The 18998-nt window shown below is 74.1% G+C and carries 15 protein-coding genes, 1 pseudogene and 1 riboswitch; of the genes and pseudogenes, 9 read left to right on the plus strand and 7 right to left on the minus strand.

The genetic code is table 11. The features are described 5' to 3' along the window. Positions 1 to 18 precede the first annotated feature (18 nt). Positions 19 to 1623 (plus strand): metallophosphoesterase family protein, encoded by a 1605-nt coding sequence (locus ACIBEC_RS36630; RefSeq protein WP_360503146.1) that lies wholly within the window; start codon positions 19 to 21, stop codon positions 1621 to 1623. A gap of 139 nt (positions 1624 to 1762) precedes the next feature. On the opposite strand, the gene ACIBEC_RS36635 is transcribed toward ACIBEC_RS36630, so the two are convergent. After that, on the minus strand, positions 1763 to 2980 hold the full coding sequence (locus ACIBEC_RS36635; protein WP_360503143.1) for an ATP-binding protein: 1218 nt from the start codon (positions 2978 to 2980) through the stop codon (positions 1763 to 1765). A 160-nt stretch (positions 2981 to 3140) separates the two neighbouring features. On the opposite strand from ACIBEC_RS36635, the gene ACIBEC_RS36640 reads away from it, so the two are divergent. Beyond that, positions 3141 to 3749 (plus strand): hypothetical protein, encoded by a 609-nt coding sequence (locus ACIBEC_RS36640; RefSeq protein WP_360503140.1) that lies wholly within the window; start codon positions 3141 to 3143, stop codon positions 3747 to 3749. 189 nt (positions 3750 to 3938) lie between these two features. Beyond that, the gene (locus ACIBEC_RS36645) at positions 3939 to 4739 is read left to right on the plus strand and encodes a (2Fe-2S)-binding protein (RefSeq protein WP_360503137.1); all 801 of its coding nucleotides are present in this window, start codon (positions 3939 to 3941) and stop codon (positions 4737 to 4739) included. A 275-nt stretch (positions 4740 to 5014) separates the two neighbouring features. Here ACIBEC_RS36645 and ACIBEC_RS36650 read toward each other — a convergent pair whose 3' ends face one another. The 5 genes from ACIBEC_RS36650 to ACIBEC_RS36670 form a co-directional block, all read right to left on the minus strand. Next, positions 5015 to 6067, minus strand: coding sequence for a hypothetical protein (locus ACIBEC_RS36650; protein WP_360503134.1), 1053 nt, complete (start codon positions 6065 to 6067; stop codon positions 5015 to 5017). A 156-nt stretch (positions 6068 to 6223) separates the two neighbouring features. After that, complete coding sequence (locus ACIBEC_RS36655; RefSeq protein ID WP_360503131.1) at positions 6224 to 7822, minus strand: alpha-amylase family glycosyl hydrolase; 1599 nt, start codon at positions 7820 to 7822, stop codon at positions 6224 to 6226. A 157-nt stretch (positions 7823 to 7979) separates the two neighbouring features. Further along, positions 7980 to 8600 carry a bifunctional 4-hydroxy-2-oxoglutarate aldolase/2-dehydro-3-deoxy-phosphogluconate aldolase gene (locus tag ACIBEC_RS36660; protein WP_360503128.1) on the minus strand — a complete coding sequence of 207 codons (621 nt, stop codon included), beginning with the start codon at positions 8598 to 8600 and terminating at the stop codon, positions 7980 to 7982. Beyond that, positions 8597 to 10168 carry a D-aminoacylase gene (locus tag ACIBEC_RS36665; RefSeq protein WP_360503126.1) on the minus strand — a complete coding sequence of 524 codons (1572 nt, stop codon included), beginning with the start codon at positions 10166 to 10168 and terminating at the stop codon, positions 8597 to 8599. The genes ACIBEC_RS36660 and ACIBEC_RS36665 overlap by 4 nt, the downstream gene beginning before the upstream one ends. Positions 10169 to 10341: 173 nt before the next feature. After that, positions 10342 to 11643, minus strand: a complete 1302-nt coding sequence (locus tag ACIBEC_RS36670) for an alanine racemase (RefSeq protein WP_360503123.1) — start codon at positions 11641 to 11643, stop codon at positions 10342 to 10344. Positions 11644 to 11875: 232 nt separating this feature from the next. Here ACIBEC_RS36670 and ACIBEC_RS36675 point away from each other — a divergent pair, with 232 nt between their 5' ends. From ACIBEC_RS36675 to ACIBEC_RS36690, 4 genes are all read left to right on the plus strand, one after another. Next, entirely contained in the window at positions 11876 to 13051 is a 1176-nt protein-coding gene (locus tag ACIBEC_RS36675) for a sugar kinase (protein WP_360503120.1), read from the plus strand. A 31-nt stretch (positions 13052 to 13082) separates the two neighbouring features. Continuing rightward, positions 13083 to 13835 carry an IclR family transcriptional regulator gene (locus ACIBEC_RS36680; RefSeq protein ID WP_360503117.1) on the plus strand — a complete coding sequence of 251 codons (753 nt, stop codon included), beginning with the start codon at positions 13083 to 13085 and terminating at the stop codon, positions 13833 to 13835. Between the two features lie 58 nt (positions 13836 to 13893). Continuing rightward, a complete protein-coding gene (locus ACIBEC_RS36685; RefSeq protein ID WP_360503114.1) occupies positions 13894 to 14304 on the plus strand; it encodes a RidA family protein in 411 nt (136 codons plus the stop codon). Positions 14305 to 14426: 122 nt separating this feature from the next. Beyond that, positions 14427 to 15146 (plus strand): DUF2470 domain-containing protein, encoded by a 720-nt coding sequence (locus ACIBEC_RS36690; protein WP_360503111.1) that lies wholly within the window; start codon positions 14427 to 14429, stop codon positions 15144 to 15146. Positions 15147 to 15447: 301 nt separating this feature from the next. Here ACIBEC_RS36690 and ACIBEC_RS36695 read toward each other — a convergent pair whose 3' ends face one another. After that, positions 15448 to 16440 (minus strand): LysM peptidoglycan-binding domain-containing M23 family metallopeptidase, encoded by a 993-nt coding sequence (locus tag ACIBEC_RS36695; protein WP_360503108.1) that lies wholly within the window; start codon positions 16438 to 16440, stop codon positions 15448 to 15450. Positions 16441 to 16442: 2 nt separating this feature from the next. Then, positions 16443 to 16623, minus strand: a riboswitch (cyclic di-AMP (ydaO/yuaA leader). Between the two features lie 312 nt (positions 16624 to 16935). Between ACIBEC_RS36695 and ACIBEC_RS36700 the strand changes: the two genes are divergently transcribed. Beyond that, a complete protein-coding gene (locus ACIBEC_RS36700) occupies positions 16936 to 18447 on the plus strand; it encodes a DHA2 family efflux MFS transporter permease subunit (protein WP_360503106.1) in 1512 nt (503 codons plus the stop codon). A 39-nt stretch (positions 18448 to 18486) separates the two neighbouring features. Then, a pseudogene (locus tag ACIBEC_RS36705) lies at positions 18487 to 18918 on the plus strand (helix-turn-helix domain-containing protein); the annotation flags it as partial. Positions 18919 to 18998 lie beyond the last annotated feature (80 nt).

Consider the following 18998-nt stretch of genomic DNA (forward strand, 5'->3'; position numbering starts at 1 on the left):
TACGGTGAGCTGACCGCCATGAACGCTTCCAGTGGACGTCTCCCCGTCAGCCGGCGCGGCCTCCTGGCCGGCGCCTCCGGCCTCGGCCTCGGCGGCGCCGTGTCCCTCTCCGGCCTCGCGGCCACTCCCGCCGCCGCTGCCCCCGCCGCCCCCGCGGCCTCGCCGCTGCTGTGGCAGCGGCCCGGGCGCTCCGGCGCCCCGCGGGTGGCCGGTCTGCACCTCCAGTTCGGCTCGGACGCCTCGCGCGAGGTGGTGGTGTCGTGGCACACCACCAGGTCCGTCGCCAACCCGCGGGTGATGTACGGGACTTCGAACGGCGGCTTCGGCCGGACCACGCAGGCCGCGACCCGCACCTACCGGGACGCCGCCTCCGGCACCGAGGTCCAGGTGCACCACGCCCGGCTGACCGGCCTGCACCCCGACACGGACTACGTCTACGCGGCCGTCCACGACGGCACCACCCCCGAGCTCGGCACCGTCCGCACCGCCCCGCGCGGCCGGTCCGCCTTCACCTTCACCAGCTTCGGTGACCAGGGCACCCCCACCCTCGGAAAGAAGACCGCCAACGGCTACGTCAACGACAACCTCGGCAGCCCCGCCGCCGGCGACACCACCGCCGGGGTCGAGCGGATCGCCCCGCTGTTCCACCTGCTCAACGGCGACCTCTGCTACGCGAACATCTCCACCGACCGGGTCCGCACCTGGTCCGACTGGTTCGAGAACAACACCCGCTCCGCCCGCCACCGCCCCTGGATGCCCGCGGCCGGCAACCACGAGAACGAGAAGGGCAACGGCCCGATCGGCTACGGCGCCTACCAGGCCTACTTCGACCTGCCGGACTCCGGCTCGGACGACGAACTGCACGGCCTCTGGTACTCGTTCACCGCCGGCTCGGTACGCGTCATCAGCCTCAACAACGACGACGTGGCCCTGCAGGACGGCGGCAACTCCTACGTCCACGGCTACTCCGGCGGCGCCCAGCAGCGCTGGCTGGAGCGGGAGTTGGCCGCGGCGAACGCGGACCCGGAGATCGACTGGATCGTGGTCTGCATGCACCAGGTGGTGATCTCCACCGCCGACAAGTTCAACGGCGCCGACCTCGGCGTACGCGAGGCCTGGCTGCCGCTGTTCGACAGGTACGGCGTGGACCTGGTGGTCTGCGGCCACGAGCACCACTACGAGCGCTCCCACCCGATCCGCGGCCAGCAACCGACCGACACCCGCACCCCGATCCCGGTCGCCACCGGCACCCAGACCATCGACACCACCAAGGGCACCGTCCACATGGTGATCGGCGGCGGCGGCACCTCGGCCCCGTCCAACCAGCTGTTCTTCAACCCCCCGAAGGCCCGCGTCATCACCGGCATCGGCGCCGCCGACCCGGCCACCGGCAAGCGCCCGCCGGTGTACGTGATCGAGGACGCCCCCTGGTCGGCCTTCCGCGACGCCGACAACCCGTACGGCTTCGCGTCCTTCGACGTCAACCCGGGTGAGCGCGGTGGGCGGACCACCATCGACGTCACCTACTACTCCGTCAGCGGCCCGTACGGCGACCTGGTCCCCGTCGACCGCTTCACCCTGACCCGCCCGCGCGGCGCCCGCGGCGGCGGCCGGGGCCGCTGACCGCCCGGAATGCCCGACCCGCTCCGCACGCGTGGCACGCGCCACACTCGCCACACGCACGGCACGCGCCACACGCACGGCACGCACGGAAGCGGCGAACGCCGGCCGAGCCCCCTCGGCCGGTGCCGTGCGTCGCGCGCTACCGCCCCGGCAGCGTGCAGCTGACCCGCCAACCCGCGGGCTCGACCGGGCCCGCGGTCAACGCGCCACCGTGGGCGGCGGTGCGGGCGGTGAGGCCGGCCAGTCCGGTGCCGCCGGAGCCCGGGCGGCGGCGCAGCAGCGGCTTGCGGGCGGGGCCCGCGTTGTCGGTGACCGTCACCTCGACGGCGCCGTCCCGACCGGGGGCCACCCGTACGGCGACCTCGGTGGCCTGCGGGGCGTGGCGGCGGATGTTGGTGAGGGCCTCCAGCACGACGGCGTAGGCGGTCGCCTGGGTCTCGGCGGGGAGCACGTCGACGGCGTCGGGCGCCACGTCGACGGTGGCACCCGGCCCGCCCGTCGTACCGAAGCGGGCGACCAGCTCCGGGAGATCGGCCAGGCCCAGGCGGCGCGTGGTCGCGGCCGCCCCGGCGGACCGCTCGCCCTGCCCGTCCGGGCCATCGCGCAGGGCCCCGACCATCTCGTCCATCGAATCCAGCGCCCGCAGCCCGGCCTCCTCCAGGCGGCGCAGCAGCACGGCGGTCTCCTCCGCTTCCTGGCCCGGGAGTTGACCGGCCTGGGCTTCCAGCACAATGCCGGTGATCTCGTGGGCGACGAAGTCGTGCAGCCCCCGGGCCACTTCGAGCCGCTGCTCGCGCCGGGCCCACACGACGGCCCGCTCCCGGCGGGCGTCCAGGACACGCAGGTAGAGGGCCGCCCCCGCGACACCGAGCACCGGCAGCAGGGAGAGCAGCACGCTGATCACCGGGCCAGCCGCGCCGCCCTGGGGCATGCGGAGGGCGAACCGCAACGGCAGCAGGACGGCCGCCGACCCGACCAGCCCGCCGACCGGCCCGGCCCACCGGTCGGGCAGCCGACGCACGGTCCGGAACAGCACCCCGAGCAGGGCGAGCCACTCGAAGGGCAGCCAGAACGCGGGCAGCCGGTACGGCCCCGGGTAGAGCACGTCGAGCAGCAGCGAGGCGCCGGCCACCGCCCCGGCGGCCGCGCCGAGCGTGATCCGTCCGGCAGGCCACGGCAGGAGCGCCACCACCGCCGCGAGCGCGGCCGTCAGGGCGAGCAGCAGGGCCGCGCCGTGGTCGCCCGGGTGGGCGAGCGCGACGGGCGCCGACAGGACCAGCGCGGCGAGGACGGCGAGCGGCCGCCGGACCCGGACGGAACGCGGCCGGGCGGGGCGGGTCGGGGATTCGGTGCGCACCCGGCCGAGCCTACGGGCAGCTCTCCCGGGGGAGGCGGGGCTCCTCCCCGGGAGGGAGCCGGTGGCCGCCGACTCCCCTCCGCAGCGGGAGGTTTGCCCGAACCGGCGGCGGCAGACTCGTTGTCGTCGAAGCAACCACCCCGAAGAAGGACGAACCGTCATGAACCGTCGTCTCGCCACCGCCGCAGCCTCGCTCCTCCTGCTGGCCGCGACGGTCGTCGCCGCCGTACCGGCATCTGCGGTGCCGATCTCCGCAGTACCGGGCTCCGAAGCATCGGTCTCCGCAGTGTCGACCGCCGCCGGGCAGCCGACCGCAGCCGCGGGCGGCCCCGGGGCGGTGAGCGTGCGCGGGACCGGTGACACCGTCCTCACCTCCGCGTTCGGTGGCTTCGCCGGCGACCCGGTCCGGATCTCGGTCGACGCCCGCGCCGCCACCAGCACCGACCCGGGCGGCACCAGCGGCCACTTCCACGTCCGCCACGTGCACAACGACGGCCGGCTGGTCGCCGACTTCGAGGGCGACATCACCTGCCTGGGTGTCGGCGGCCGGGAGGCGATCGCCACCGGCGTGATCACCAAGGGCGAGGCACCGTGGTTCCCGGGCCTGGAGGTGGTCGGCCAGAAGGTCTCGCTGTCGGTGGAGGACAACGGCCGGCACGGTGACCGGCTCGGCTGGGTCTGGGGCGCGCTGGGCCTGCCGGTGGCGGACTGCCAGGGCACGGTACCGTTCATCCGCACGACCGGTGGCGACTTCACCGTGCGCGGCTGACACCCGCCCGACCAGGGCGTTCTCGGTCCTCCGGGGTCCGCACGGGGCGGTGCGCCGCCGCCCGGCCGCTGCGCCCCGAGCACCCGGACCCTGGAGGCCACCGATGCCACCGCTTTCGCCCGACCGCCCGACCACACCCGGGCCATCCGAAGCCGGCGCGGGGTCCAACGACCGCACAGGGGACGGCCGTTGAACCCCGCGCCCGACCCGTCAAACCCCGCACCCGAGAACCCCACGCCCGAGTCGCCACTGCCCGAGTACCACCGACTCGCCGCCGTCGGGCCGTACTTCGCGCTGGACACCTCCCCCGCCGGTGCTCCGCCGGAGGGCTTCCGCCCGCTGCCCGAGCTCTACGGCACCGGGCCGGACGCGCCGCTGGCCGCGCGCCTCCGGGTGGTGGCGCAGCGGCTCGGCACGGCCGAACCCCGGGTCGCCGCCTCGATCCTGCACCTGGGACTGGCCGCCCGCTTCTGGTCGGTGGGCCTCGGCTCGGCCGTCCTGCTGGGGACGGTCCCGACGCTGGAGCGCGCCTGGGTACGGATCCCGGACCAGGGCCCGCTCGATCTCTGGACGCCGCCGGAGCCCGCCCGGCCGGACGCGGGACCGCTCACCGACCAGCTCCACTCCGCCGTCCTGGTAGGTCAGTTGGCGCCCCTGGCGACAGCCGTCCGGGCCGCCGCCCCGCTCTCGGCGCGCCTGCTGCTCGGCAACGTCGCCTCCGCACTGGCCGGCACGCTGCGGGTCCTGGACGCCCACGCGCCGGGCGCGGCACGGGCGTTGGTCGCGGAGCTGCTGCACCGCCCGCCGCTGGCCGGGTCCGGCACACTGGTCACCAGCCCGCTACTCGCCGGGCCTCGTGGCACCGCGTTCCGGCGGAACAGCTGCTGCCTCTACTACCGGGTCGGGCCGAACGCCGGACTCTGCGGGGACTGTTGCTTCACCGAGCCGCCCACGCGGAGGGAGCGGAGCGACCGAGACCTGCACCAATGAAGGTCATCGTCACCGCCGCATCGGTACCGCCCCACGGGAGCCGTCACACCCGCACCACCACCCGGTCCGCCACGCCCGACGGCACGCGCGGCGCGCACGGCACGGACAACGCGCACGGCACAGATGACCCGCACGGCACGGACCACGCATGAGCCACGACCAGGCCGCATCGTGAAGCGGCCCGCGTCCGGCTTGTCCAGGGCCGGGCGCGGGCCGCGAATCCTCACCCGGTGCCGATGCCCTGGCGCCCGGTGAAGTCTTCCCGAGGGGTGCGGTCAGACCGCGACCGCTTCCTCCATCTCCTCCTCGGCCTCCGCCGGCGTCTCCACCGGACGGCGCGCACGGCTCTCGTACATCGCCGCGGCCACCAGGGCCGCCCCGCCCAGCAGCAGCCAGACCAGCAGGGTCACGACGTGCCCGCCGAGGCCCGCGCCGCCGTCGAAGTACATGATGCTGCGCGCGCCCTCGAGGAAGCCGGCGCCGGTCCAGAAGCCGTGCAGGGCACCGAAGAAGCCGTTCTGCAGCTCGGGCCGGTAGATACCGCCCGAGGAGGTGAAGTTGAGCATCACGAACAGGACCATCATCGTCAGCGTGGTCCACTTCTTCAGGAAGCTGTGCAGGCCGATGCCGATCAGCACGATGCCCGCCGAGTAGAGCCAGCCCAGCGCCCAGATCGCGGCGTGGTCGTGGTCGACGACGTGGAACAGCGGCCCGGCGGTGACGATCCCGATCACGCTGACCACCAGCGAGACCGCCACGCCGACCAGCGCCCGGACCTTCACGCTCAGCGCGGCACCGGCGGCGCCGATCGCCGCCACGCTCGCGTACGAGCCGATGCTCAGGGCGACCAGCAGGAAGAACAGGCCCTGGCCGGTCGGGTCGCCCTTGGCGGGGGTGGTCAGGTCGGTGACGTGCAGGGGGACGCCCTGCTGGTCGGTGACGTTGGTGAAGACCGCCGTGGCGGCCACCACCGAGGTGTCCGAGTTGCCCTTGGCCACGATCAGCTCGGGGCTCCTGGCGTCCGGGACGAAGGCGCCGACCAGGTCGCGGTCGCGCAGTTGCCGCTCGGCGGCGGACCGGTCGTCGACGGTACGGACGTCGAGCGCGTCACCGGCCTTCTCGCGGATCGTCTGTGCCAGGCCGTGCACCTGCGGCGTGGTGCCGACGACGGCGACCTTGAGGTGGTGCGGCTCGGGCTGGTGGAAGGCGCCCTGGTAGGCGAGCGCCATGCCGAGGCACATCAGCAGCGGGGTGATCAGGTGGACGGCGAGGTGCTTGAGCGAGTGCCCCAGGGTGGGCGCCGCGGCGGGGTTCTGGGGTGTGCTCATGGTGTTCGTACCGTCCTCCGGTGGCGTCCCGTACAGTCAAGAGGGTGGCAAATACAACCAATGCAGGTGGTAAATGCAACCATCTATGGATGTAGCTTACAACTATCTGACATCGAGCGGAAGCCGGCCCCGACAACCGGCCCCCTTCGCCCACGATCAGCCCAGCTCGAAAACCCCGTACGAGAACCCGTCCGCCCGCAGCTCCCCGTCCGCCACCCGCACGCCCTGCGCCTCCAACGACCGGACACCCTCAGCCGGCCCCGACAACAGGTGCGACAGCGGCACCACCCCCGGCTCCCGCCGCGGATTGACCACCACCAGGTACCGCCCGCCCCTGGTGTACACCAGCGGGTACCCGGCCTGCCGGACCTCCACCCCGCCGGCGGGACCCAGCCCCGGGTGCGCCCGACGCAGGGCGATCAGCCGCCGGACGGTGTGCAGCAGCGACGTCGGATCGGCGCGCTGGGAGAGCACGTCCGGGCGGTGCGGGTCCGGGTCCACCGGCAGGTACAGCCGCTCGGGCAGAGCGCTGGAGAACCCGGCCGTCGGGCCGGGCGTCCACTGCATCGGCGTGCGCGAGCCGGCCCGGTTGAAGCGCGGCCCCAGCACGCTGCCCTCGGTGTCGGGCAGGCCGGGGAGGTAGCGCATGCCGATCTCGTCGCCGTAGTAGACGGCCGGGAGGGTGGGCCAGGTGAGCAGGAAGGCGAAGGCGGGCGCGAGCTGCTCGGCGGTGCGCGGACCGGCGGCCAGCCGGGAGAAGTCGTGGTTGGCGGTCGGCAGCACGATGTGCCCGCTGCCCTCGGTGAGTTCGGCGGCGGAGCGCCAGGCGTCCAGGAAGGGCTGCGGGGTGCCGCGGCCCTCGGCCTCGAAGTAGCAGGCCTCCTGCTGCCAGAACTCCTCGACCGTCCCGCCGTTGTTGTTCCACAGGGAGCGCAGCGGGAGGCCGTGGTCCTCCCCGCCGAAGTGCAGGAAGAAGTCCGCGTGGAAGCCGGCCGCGACGGCGGCGGAGGGGTCGCCCCACTCGGCGAGCAGCGCGGCCTGGGGGTGGGCGCGGTCCAGCCAGTCGCGCAGCTCGGTCCAGAGCTTGGCGGTCTCGGCCTTGCCCGGGTCGTCCTTGACCAGCGAGTACGCCATGTCGACCCGGAAGCCGGCCACACCGAGGCCGAGCCAGTGCGCCATGATGTCGCGCAGCGCCGCCCGGTTGGCGCGCGGGCCCTCGGCGTCCACCGGCTGGCGCCAGGGCTCGTCCGAACTGCTGCGCGCGTAGCCGAAGTTGAGGGCGGGCTGACAGTCGAAGAAGTTCGGCCGGTACCAGCCCGGGCGGCTGCCGGGTGAGGGGACGAAGCCGTCCACCTGGCGGTCGGACCAGATGTACCGCTGGTCGGACGGGTCCTCGGCGGCGGCCAGGAACCAGGGGTGGCGGTCGGAGGTGTGCCCGGCGACCAGGTCCAGCAGGACCCGGATGCCCCGGCCGCGGGCGGCCTCGACCAGCGCGACCAGGTCCTCGGTGCTGCCGTAGCGCGGGGCGGGGGCGAGGTAGTCGGTGATGTCGTACCCGGCGTCGCGGAACGGCGAGGCGAAGCAGGGGTTGAGCCAGACGGTGTCGACGCCGAGCCAGGCGAGGTGGTCGAGGTGCGCCGCAATGCCGGCGAAGTCGCCGATGCCGTCGCCGTCGGAGTCGGCGAAGGTCTGCGGGTAGATCTGGTAGAGGACGGCGTCGGCGAGCCAGTCGGGGCCGGGGCGGGTCGAGGTCATGGGCGGAGGTCCTCCTACCGGGTCCGGGGCCCGGGGTGCACCGGGCGGGGCTGAGCCGGGCCGGACTCGGCCGGGGCCGAACCGGGTGCCACCGATTCTCGTCCAATCGCGGCCGTCCCGACAGCCCGCCTCTCCCCGCCGCCGCCTTCCCTCGCTCCTACGGCGCCCCGCACGCCTGCGTGAACGCCCGGGCCCGCCGGGTGATCTCCGCCCAGTCCCCCGCCACGACCGCCTCCGGCGGCACCACGTCCGTCCCCGCGCAGACCGCGAGCGCGCCCTGCCCCAGGAACTCGGCGGCGTTGCCCGCGTTCACCCCGCCGGAGGCCACCAGCGGGACGTCCGGGTACGGGCCGCGCAGGTCCTTGAAGTAGCCGGGACCGAACGCCCTGGCCGGGAAGATCTTGACGGCGGCCGCCCCCAGGTCCACCGCGCGGGCCACCTCGGTCGGGGTGAGCGCCCCGAGCACCACCGGCACCCCGGCGGCCTTCGCCGCCTCCGCGACCTCGGGCCGGCAGCCGGGCGTGACCAGGAAGGACGCCCCGACCGCGACCCCGCGCTCGGCCTGCTCCGCGGTCAGCACGGTGCCGACACCGACCCGGTGGCCGGCCTGTGCGGCGCGACGCAGATGCTTCGTCACATCCGGTGTGGTGTACGTGAATTCGGTCCATTCGATGCCGCCGGCGGCGAGCGCTTCGCACAGCGCGGAGGCGTCCGGGATGCGCGGCGCGCGGACCACCGCGATCACCCGGTCGTCCCGCAGGGCTGAGAGAGAGTTCATGCGGCTCGGGTTCCTCGGTCGGTGCGGCGCAGGGCGCGCCCGGGCCGGGCGCCGGTGGTGCGACCCTGCCGGACGACGGCGGTGCCGTTGACGTACACGCACTCGATGCCCTCGGCGGGCCGCCGGGGGTGCTCGAAGGTGGCGGCGTCCCGGACCCGTTCGGGGTCGAGGAGTACCAGGTCGGCGTGGTGGCCGGGGGCGATCCGGCCGCGCCGGTGCAGGCCCAGCCGGGCGGCGGGCCGGCCGGTCATCCGGGCGACCGTCTCTTCCAGTGTCAGCAGGCCCAACTCCCGGCTGTAGTAGCCGAGATAGCGCGGGAAGGTGCCCCAGGCCCGCGGGTGCGGCCGGGCGCCGACCAGCAGTCCGTCGCTGCCGGCGGTGTGCGCGCGGTGGCGCATGATCGCCCGGACGTTCTCCTCGTGCCCGACGTGCTGGAGGATCGTGGTGGCCAGTTCGTCCCGGCGCAGCAGGTCGAGGAAGACCTCCGTGCCGGTCCGCCGCTCCCCGTCGGCGAGTTCGGCGACGGTCCTGCCGACGGCCGGCGCCAGCTCCGCCGACCGAACGCCGGAGATCTGGACCGTCGCCCAGTCGGTGACCACGCCGTGGCAGCCGTCGCTGCCCTTCTCCTCCATCTCGTACCGGATCCGGGCGCACTGCGCCGGGTCGCTGAGCCTGGCCAGCGTCGGCGCCTGTCCCCCCTCCGTGGCCCAACTCGGCAGCAGGGCGGCCAGGGTGGTGGAGCCCGGCAGGTAGGGGTAGCTGTCCAGGGTGAGGTCGACGCCGTCGGCGAGTGCCTCGTCGACCAGCTCCAGCAGCTCGCCGGCCCGGCCCCGGTTGACGCCGAAGTTCATCGTGGCGTGGGTCAGGTGCAGCCCGCAGCCGCTCCGCCGGGAGATCTCCACCATCTCCGCGTAGCCCTCCAATGCCCCCTCACCGTACGAGCGTTGGTGCGGAGCGTGGAATCCGCCGTAGGCCGCGACGATGGTGCACAGCTCGACCAGTTCGGCGGTGTCCGCGTACATCCCGGGGGTGTAGCTGAGGCCGCTGGACATGCCGACCGCGCCGTCCAGCAGGCTCCTCGCCAACACCTGCCGCATCCGGTCGAGTTCGGCCGGGGTGGGCGGGCGGTCGGCCCAGCCCATGACGAGGGTGCGCAGCGTGCCGTGCGGGACGAGGTAGCAGGCGTTGACGGCGACGCCGGTGCGGTCGATCCGGTCCAGGTAGCCGGCGACGTCGCGCCAGTCCCAGTCGAGGTCGGCCGGATCGCCGTTCCAGCCCGCGAGTTGGCGGCGCAGCGCGGGCAGCGTGGTGTCGTCCACCGGGGCGTAGGACAGGCCGTCCTGGCCGAGGACCTCGCAGGTGACGCCCTGGGTGACCTTGGCCGGGTGCTCGGGTTCGAGCAGCAGGGCGAGGTCGGAGTGGGCGTGCATGTCGATGAAGCCGGGGGTCAGGACCAGGCCGTCGGCGTCCACCACCTCGGGCGCGTCGAGGCGGTCGCCGATCTCGGTGATCAGGCCGTCGGCGATCCGTACGTCCGCCCGGTAGCGGTCCGCGCCGGTGCCGTCCACGATGGTGGCGCCCCGGAAGACCGTCGCACCCGGCCCGGATCGGCCTGCCCGTGCCCCGGATCGGCCTGCTCCCGTCCCGCCCACCCTCGCCTCGGCCGCACTCGACCCGACCGCCGGCACCCCGTCCGATCTCGCCCTGCCCGCCGACACCCCCTCCGGTTTCGCCCCGGCCATCAGAAGAAGGTCCTGACCAACCCGGTGACCTTCGGCTCGGCCGCGTCCGCGGAGTCCAGCACCGGGATCGCCGTCCACTTGTCGAAGGCGGTGCACGGGTGCGACACGCCCAGGCGCAGCACCGCGCCGATCGGCGCGAGGTCGCCCGCGTCACGCAGGAAGGCGTGCTGGTCGTTGAGCGCGGTGATCCGGGCCGCCGTCCCGGTCAACTCGGCTCCGGCGCGGACCCGTTGCGGCTCGGGCAGGCCGTCGTCGAAGGGCAGGTCGCGCTTTCCGGCGTCCAGCAGGGCGAGTTGCGGCTCGGGGCGGGAGATCACCCGGGCCCAGCCGTGCAGCGCACCGCGGAAGGGTGCCTCACCGCCGTGCCGGGCGAGCGGCGAGATGCCCCGGTAGAAGCCGTCGTCGTGGGCGATGTACGCACCCGAGCGCAGCACCACCAGGGCGTCCGGCAGGTCGGCCAACTCCTCGACCACCAGGTCGAAGTAGGCGCTGCCCCCGGCCGTGACCACCGGCGGCGCGTCGTCGGGGTAGGCGCCGGCGAGCCGGCCGTGGAGCTGGGCCAGTGCCCGGAGGTAGCCGCGGACGGTGGCCAGCCCGTCGGTCGTGGCGTCGTGCGCGAGCGCGCCCTCGTACCCGCCGACGCCCGCGAGGCGCAGGGTGGGGGCGCGCAGCACGGCGGCGGCGACCTCGACGGCGGCGTCCACGCCGCGGGCGCCGGTCCGCCCGTGGGGGCCGCCGAGTTCGATCAGTACCTCGACCGGCCGTTCGGCCCCGGCGGCGCGCAGTGCCTCGTCCATCAGCCGCACGCTCTCGGTGGAGTCGACCCAGGAGAGGAAGGCGAAGCCCGGGTCGGAGGCCAGTTCGTCGGCGAGCCAGACCAGTCCTGCCGGGTCGAGCAGGGTGTTGGCGAGCAGGATCCGCTGCACCCCGAAGGCCCGGGCGACTCGCACCTGGGGCAGGTTGGCGAGGGTGATGCCGTGGGCTCCGGCGGCGAGCTGCGCCTCCCAGAGGGCGGGTGCCATGGTGGTCTTGCCGTGCGGGGCGAGCGCGACGCCCGCCTTGGCGCACCAGTCGGCCATGGTGCGGACGTTGTGCTCGAGCGCGGCAGCGTCGAGGGTGAGCAGCGGGGTGCCGAGCGAGGAGAGGGTCGGGCCGGTGGCCAGCCACTCCCGCACGGTGTGGCCCCACGACTCCGGCGGGGCGGCCTTGAACCGCCAGTCCAGCTGCTCGTCGGCCAGGGCCGCCACCGCGCCGCCGGCGATGCCCGGCCCGGTGCCGCTGCTTGCGAAGGTCTGCTCCACGGTCTTCCTCCATTTGCCATGTTGCAACATGCGCAACGAGGGTTGCACATGCTGGCAGCACGGTTCTAGCATCGGCGCCGGATCACGGTCAACGGAACCGTCCCAGGCCGACCGGGACCGACCCACCCAGACCCACCCCGAACGGAACTGACCCACGCTCAACGAACCCGACCCACGTTCAGGAGTCCCGGCCCGCACCCGACGGAACGGCCGCAGACGAGGAGCCCAGCACATGCCGCGACAGGACACCCCGGGCCCGACCCGCCCGGGTCCTCCCCCGACGGCCGTGTGCGTGGGCGAGTCGATGGCGGTCCTGCTCCCGGACCGCCCGGGCCCACTGGAGTCGGTGGAGAACTTCCGGCTCGCCGTCGGCGGCGCCGAGTCCAACGTGGCCGGCGCACTGACCGCGCTCGGCGTGCCGACCGCCTGGGTCAGCCGGGTCGGCGACGACGGCTTCGGTCGGCGGCTCGTCGCCGAGGTCGCCGCCCGCGGCGTGGACGTCTCGGCGGTCGCGGTCGACCCACACCGCCCGACCGGCGTCTACCTCAAGGAGGTCGGCGGCACCACCGGCCACGATCACGACCTCGGCCCCGGCCGCAGCCGACTGCACTACCACCGGCGCGGTTCCGCGGCCGCCGCGCTCTCCCCCGCACTGCTCGCCGACCCGGCCGCCGCCGCACTGCTGGCCGGCGCCCGTCTGCTGCACCTGTCCGGCATCACCGCCGCGCTCTCCGACGACTGCCTCGCCCTGCTGCGCGCCCTGCTCGCCGACCGCCGCCCGGACCGGCTGGTCAGCTTCGACCTCAACTGGCGCCCCTCACTCTGGCACGACCGGGACCCGGCCGTACTGCCGCCGCTGCTGGACGCCGCCGACCTGCTGCTGCTCGGCGCCGACGAGGCGCAGGCCGCCTTCGGCACCGGCGACCCCACCGCCCTGCGCCGCCGCTTCCCCTCCCCCGCCACCCTCGTGGTCAAGGACGCCGACCGGCACGTCATTGCCCTGGAGCGGGACGGCACGGCGGTCACCGAGCCGGCCCTCGCCGTCGAGGTGGTCGAGGCCACCGGCGCGGGCGACGCCTTCGCGGCCGGCTACCTGGCCGGCACCGTCCGGGGCCTGGACCAGCGCCGCCGGCTGCGGCTCGGCCACCTGAGCGCCGCCTGCGCGCTGACCGCCCACGGCGACCAGGCCGAGCTGCCGCCCGCCGCCGTCGTGACGGCACTGCTCGACGCCTCCGCCGCCGACTGGGCCGCCACCCGGGTCACCGCGGCCGGCATCACCGGCCCGACCCTGCCCACCGACGGCGCCCACAAGGCCGACCGCCCGCACCCCTCCGACCGCCCGCACCCCACAAACGGAGCACCGCCCACCGACCGAACGCCGCCCGCCGGCCGGGCCTGGGCCCGATGAGTAGCCACCCCAGCCCTCGAAGCGGAGCACGATGAGCCAGACCGTCACCCGCGCCCTGCGCATCCTGGCCCAGCTCGGCGAGGGCGAACGCTCCCTCGACCAGCTCGCCGAGGTGCTCGGCGTCCACAAGACGACCGTGCTCCGGCTGCTCCAGAGCCTCGAAGATGAACGATTCGTCTACCGCGACGCGGCCTACCGCTACCACCTGGGCGCCGGCCTCTTCGCCCTGTCCGGTCTGGCTCTGGAGCAGCGCGGCATTCGCCGGATCGCCGCCCCGCACCTGGCCGAGCTGAACGCCGCCACCGGCCAGACCGTGCACCTGGCCGCGTACGAGGGCGGCGAGGTGGTCTACATCGACAAGTTCGACTCCCGCCATCCGGTGCGGATGTACTCCCGGATCGGTCTGCGCGCCGCCCTGCACAGCGCCGCGGTCTCCAAGGTGCTGCTGGCCGACCTGCCGCTGCCCGAGCGGCGCCGGGTGGTGGCCGGGATCGACTTCGCCCCGCACACCGAACGCACCCTCATCACGCCCGGGGCGCTGCTCGCCGAGCTGGAGAAGGTCGCCGCCCAGGGGTGGGCGCAGGACCACGCCGAGCACGAGGCCTTCATCAACTGCGTGGCCGCACCCGTCCGGGACGCCAGCGGGCGGGTCGTCGCCGCCGCCTCCATCTCCGTCCCGGACGTCGTCCTCCCGTACGAGCAGGTCCTGGACCTCCTCCCGCAGCTGCTCGCCACCGCCCGCGCGGTGTCGGCCGACTGCGGCGGCCTACTCGACCACAGTTGACGGATCATCACGACAGTCCGAAGCAGCCGCCGAGAACTCCAAGGAGCAAGGAACCCCCATGTCCTCCGACAAGATCGAGATCCGCACCGACGGGGCCCCCGCCCCCGCCTGGATGTTCTCCCAGGGCATCCGCAAGGGCCCGATCCTGCAGGTCTCCGGCCAGGGCCCGCAGGATCCGGCGACCGGCGAGTACCTCCACCGCGGCGACGTGAAGGCGCAGACGCGGCGCACCCTGGAGAACGTCAAGGCCATCGTCGAGGCCGGTGGCGCCACCATCGAGGACGTGGTGATGTTCCGCGTCTACCTCACCAAGCGCGCGGACTTCCCGTTGATGAACGAGGTCTACGCCGAGTTCATCGAGGAGAACGTCAAGCCCGGCGGCGTGAAGCCCTGCCGCACCACCGTCTTCGTCGAGCTGCCGCAGGAGCCGATGCTGGTCGAGATCGACGCCCAGGCCGTCGTCGCCTGACGATCCAGCCGACCCGAGGGCCCGGACCGCACGTCCGGGCCCTCGGCATTCCCCGAGGCCTGCTTGCCACGCTTCGCCAGCAATATTAGGTTAGGCTCACCTAACTATCTGGAGGTCCGTCCATGAGCCTGCCAACCGGCGACACCGAGGTGCCCGAGCCCACCACCGCCGAACGGATCCACAGCCTGCTCAGCACGACCTCCTCGCTCGCCGTCCGCGCCCTGGGCGAGCAGCACGACCTGGACGGCCCGGTCTCCGCCCACGGCTCCCGCCTGCGGCTGCGCGCCCCGCTGGACACCCCGCTCACTGTCGCGGCGGCCCACGCCGCCGAGGGCCTCGCCGTCGTCCTCGATGTCACCGACGTCGCCCCCGTCGCCGTCCGCGACCGCGTCCGCGCCCGCCTCACCCTGGCCGGCCGGCTGCACCTGGCCCACCTCGCCGACGACAGCCTCAGCGTCCACCTGCGGGTGGACGTCGCCCACGCCGTCCTCGCCACCCCGTACGGCACCGGCGCGGTCACCGCCGCCGACCTCGCCCTCGCCGCCCCCGACCCGATGGCCCGCCACGAGGCCGCGATGCTCACCCACTTCGCCGACGACCACGCCGACGCACTCGAGGTCCTCACCCGCCTGCTCGACCCGGTGCTGCTCGCCCGGAACCCGGACGTCCGCCCGCTCGCCCTGGACCGCCACGGCCTGGTGCTGCGCCTGGACCACCCCGACGGCCACCGCGACGTCCGCCTGGTCTTCCCCGAACCGGCCCGCGACACCGAGGACTTGGGCCACAGGATGCACGACCTGCTGGCCGCCGCCCGGTACGGTCAACCGGCCCACCGCAGCTGAGTCGCCGGCTCACCGCCCGGCCGCGTCCTCCTCACGTACCGCCCGGGCCACCACCGGCGCACCGCGAACGCCACCCCGATCCCACCCCGACCCCGCCCCGAAAACGAACCGCCGACCCCGAAAACGGCAGCGGCCGGCCCGGCTCGCGAGGAATTGAATCCCGCGAGCCGGGCCGGCCTGGGCGTGTCCCGCGCCCATGTCCACTGCACGGCGATCACCCGGTCGAGCGGTCACCCGACATGACCATCCCGGAGGATCGATTCGCTCCGCAGCAGCGGTGGTTCCTGAAACCCCGACAGGGTCAGAGCGCGACGCCGTGCGCGCGCAGGTAGGCGACCGGGTCGATGTCCGAGCCGTACTCCGGGCCGGTGCGGATCTCGAAGTGCAGGTGCGGGCCGGTCACGTTGCCGGTGGCGCCGGAGAGGCCGAGCTGCTGGCCGACGGTGACGGTCTGACCGATCTTCACACCGATCACGGACAGGTGCGCGTACTGGGCGTAGTGGCCGTCGGCGAGCTTGATCTCGACCTCGTTGCCGTAGGCGCCGCCGTTGCCGGCCTTGACCACGACACCGTTGGCGACGGCGCGCAGCGGGGTGCCGGTGGAGGCCACGAAGTCCTGGCCGGTGTGGTGGCCGGAGGCCCACATCGAGCCGGCCACGCCGTAGGCCTCGCCGAGCACCGGGTGGGCCAGCGGCGCGACGAAGCCGGAGGCGGCGGCGACCGGAGCGGCGGTCACGGCCTGGGCCGGAGCGGCGGTCTGAACCTGGGTCTGCACCTGGGTGGCCGGCTTGGCGGCCTCGGTCTTGACCTGGACCTGGGCCTGCGGCTTGGCGGCCGAAGCGGCCTGGGTGACCGGAGCGGCCGGCTTGGCGGGCTTGGCCGGGGCGACGTCCGCGGACGGCGCGGCGGCGTGGCCGGCGATCGCGAACTGCTGGCCCGGGAAGATCAGGTTCGGGTTGGCGCCGACGACCGAGCGGTTCTGCTCGTACAGCGCGTGCCAGCCGCCCTCGACGTGCTTGGCGTCGGCGATCTTGGACAGGGTGTCGCCGCTGACGACGCGGTAGCTCTCGTGCGCGGCGGCCGGAGCGGCCGGGGCCGGCGCGGCCTGGGCCGGCGCGGCGTCGGCGGCGGTGGTGGAGGCGGCGGCCTGCGGGGCCGGGGCGACCGGGGCGGTGTGGGCCTGGGCGCTCATCGCGGTGACGAGCGGGAGGGCGAAGGAGACACCGGTGACGGCGGTGGCGATGCCGATGCGGGCGGCGCGGGGCAGGGCGATACGACGAGCCTGAGCAGGCATGGAAGTTTCCTCTCCGACGCCTGCGAGGTGAGCTGTCGGGTTCGGGCTGGAGTTGCCCGGCCGCATGCGCGGCTTCACCCCAAGCCGGCCCTGGACGCCGCGCCCTGAGGCGCGAACTTCCGGTCCGGCGACTTACCTGTGGGTCCCCCGCTCCTGCCGTACAGAGTTCAGTTCGAACCACCGGGAAGCGGCAGGACTCGGCGTTCCACCCGGTGGATCCGTCCGGACTGGCCGGGCGGTCGCTGAACTAAAACCCATCCGTTCGGGTGAAGCAATGTCGATCTCTTGAATCGGCAACCATCCCCCGGGGCGCAGTGACTCTCCGAATGATCCGCTGCACGGTGCGCATGCGATCCATTCACCCCGCGCCACTGATCCACGACCCTGCGCCGACATCGACGGCACTGCGCGGTCGTCCGCTCACGCACCGCACACCACCGACACACCCGCCGGTGACCCTTGTCACGCGGGCCTCACGGGGAGCAGGATCGGGCCGTGGCCACTTCCGAGGCCGGCACCCTGCGCCTGGGCACCGCGCAGGGTCGCTGGGTACTACTGGCGACGGTGCTCGGCTCCAGCATGGCGATGCTGGACGGCACCGTGGTGAACGTCGCCCTGCCCCGCATCGGCGCCGATCTCGGCGCCTCCCTGGCGTCCCTTCAGTGGACGCTGAACGGCTATCTGCTCACCCTGGCAGGCCTGATCCTGCTCGGCGGCGCGCTCGGCGACCGGTACGGAAGGCGCCGGGTCTTCCTCATCGGCGTGGTCTGGTTCGCCGCCGCCTCCGCGGCCTGCGCCGCCGCGCCGAACATCCAGGTGCTGATCGCCGCCCGCGCCGTCCAGGGCATCGGCGGGGCGCTGCTCACCCCCGGCTCGCTCGCCATGCTCCAAGCCGTCTTCGACCCTGACGACCGCTCGGCCGCGGTCGGGCTGTGGTCGGGCCTCGGCGGCGTGTCGGCCGCGGTCGGCCCCTTCCTCGGCGGCTGGCTGGTGGACGGCCCGGGCTGGCGCTGGATCTTCCTGCTGAACCTGCCGCTCGCGGCCGCCGTGATCACGGTCACCACGCGGTACGTGCCGGAGAGCCGGGACGAGAGCGCCACCGGCCGCTTCGACGTGCTCGGCGCGGTGCTCGCCGCGTTCGCCCTCGGCGCGATCACCTACGCGCTGACCGCCGCCGGGGAGGGCGTGTCCGCCGTGGTCTGGGTCAGCGGGTTGATCGGTGTGGTGCTCGGCGTCGCCTTCGTGGCCGTCGAGCGCCGCGCGCCCGATCCGATGCTGCCGCTCGGCCTGTTCTCCTCCCGGCTGTTCACCGCCGTGAACCTGGTCACCCTCTGCGTGTACGCGGCGTTCAGCGGCGTCTTCTTCCTGCTGGTGGTGCAACTGCAGATCGTCGCCGGGTTCTCGCCGCTGGTCTCGGGCTTCGCGCTGGTGCCGATCACGGTGCTGATGCTGGGGCTGTCGGCGCGCGCCGGGCGCCTCGGCAAGCGGATCGGCCCGCGGATCCCGCTCACCGTCGGCCCGCTGCTGTGCGCCGCCGGGGTGCTGCTGATGCTGCGCATCGGCCCGGGCTCCTCCTACTGGGCGGACGTGCTGCCCGCCGTCACGGTGATGGGCTGCGGCATGACGCTGCTGGTCGCGCCGCTGACGGCCACCGTGCTGGCGGCCGTCGAGGTCCGGCACGCGGGCATCGCGAGCGGGGTGAACAACGCCGCCGCCCGCGCGGCCGGCCTGCTCGCGGTGGCCGCCCTCCCGGCCCTGGCCGGACTGAGCGGCGACGCCTACCGCGTGCCGTCCGCGGTCGACTCCGCCTTCCACACCGCGATGCTGATCTGCGCGGGCCTGCTGGCCGGCGGCGGGCTGATCGCCTTCGCCACCGTCCGGGGCAACGTCCTCGCCCCCGAGGACCACCTGGTGGCCGAGCCGGACTGCGCGTGGACCTGCGGCACCACCCCGCCGCTCGACCCGGGCCACGTCCACACGCACGAGGGCCCCGTCACCGGTCCTTGAGTTCTAGGGATCGTTGCAACACCCCAGCTGGGGAGTGCAATGACCTTCGAGATCCGCGAGGAGCGGACGGGGCAGGGCCGTCGCAAGCTGACGCGTGAGCGGGAGGAATACTTCCGGCTCGTGAAGCAGGGTGCCGGCTATGTGGAAGCCGCCCGTGCGGTCGGCATCAACCTCCGCACGGGCAAGCGATGGCGCAACGGCCGGAACGCCTCCGGTCAGAACAGGGCGGCAGCACCGGTCAGGCCGGTGCTGCCGCCCTGTGGCGCGTCCCGCTACCTGCGGGAGGACGAGCGCATTCACATCGCCGACCGGCTCCGGGAGAAGGCCACAATCCGGGCGATCGCCGCCGAGCTGGGCCGCAGCCCCTCCACCATCAGCCGCGAGATACGGCGCAACCGGCACCCCGCGAACGGCCGGTACCGGCCGTTCGCGGCCCAGGCCCGAGCCGACGGGCGCCGTGAGCTGCCCCGAGTTTCGTAGAGTCCGCGATTGTGTGATCAAGCGGCCTGCGGGGCTTCCTCCAGGCTCGCCCAGTACGCCTGCTCGTATTC

It is taken from the genome of Kitasatospora sp. NPDC051164 (genome assembly GCF_044455625.1).
In the GTDB taxonomy this organism is placed as follows: domain Bacteria; phylum Actinomycetota; class Actinomycetes; order Streptomycetales; family Streptomycetaceae; genus Kitasatospora.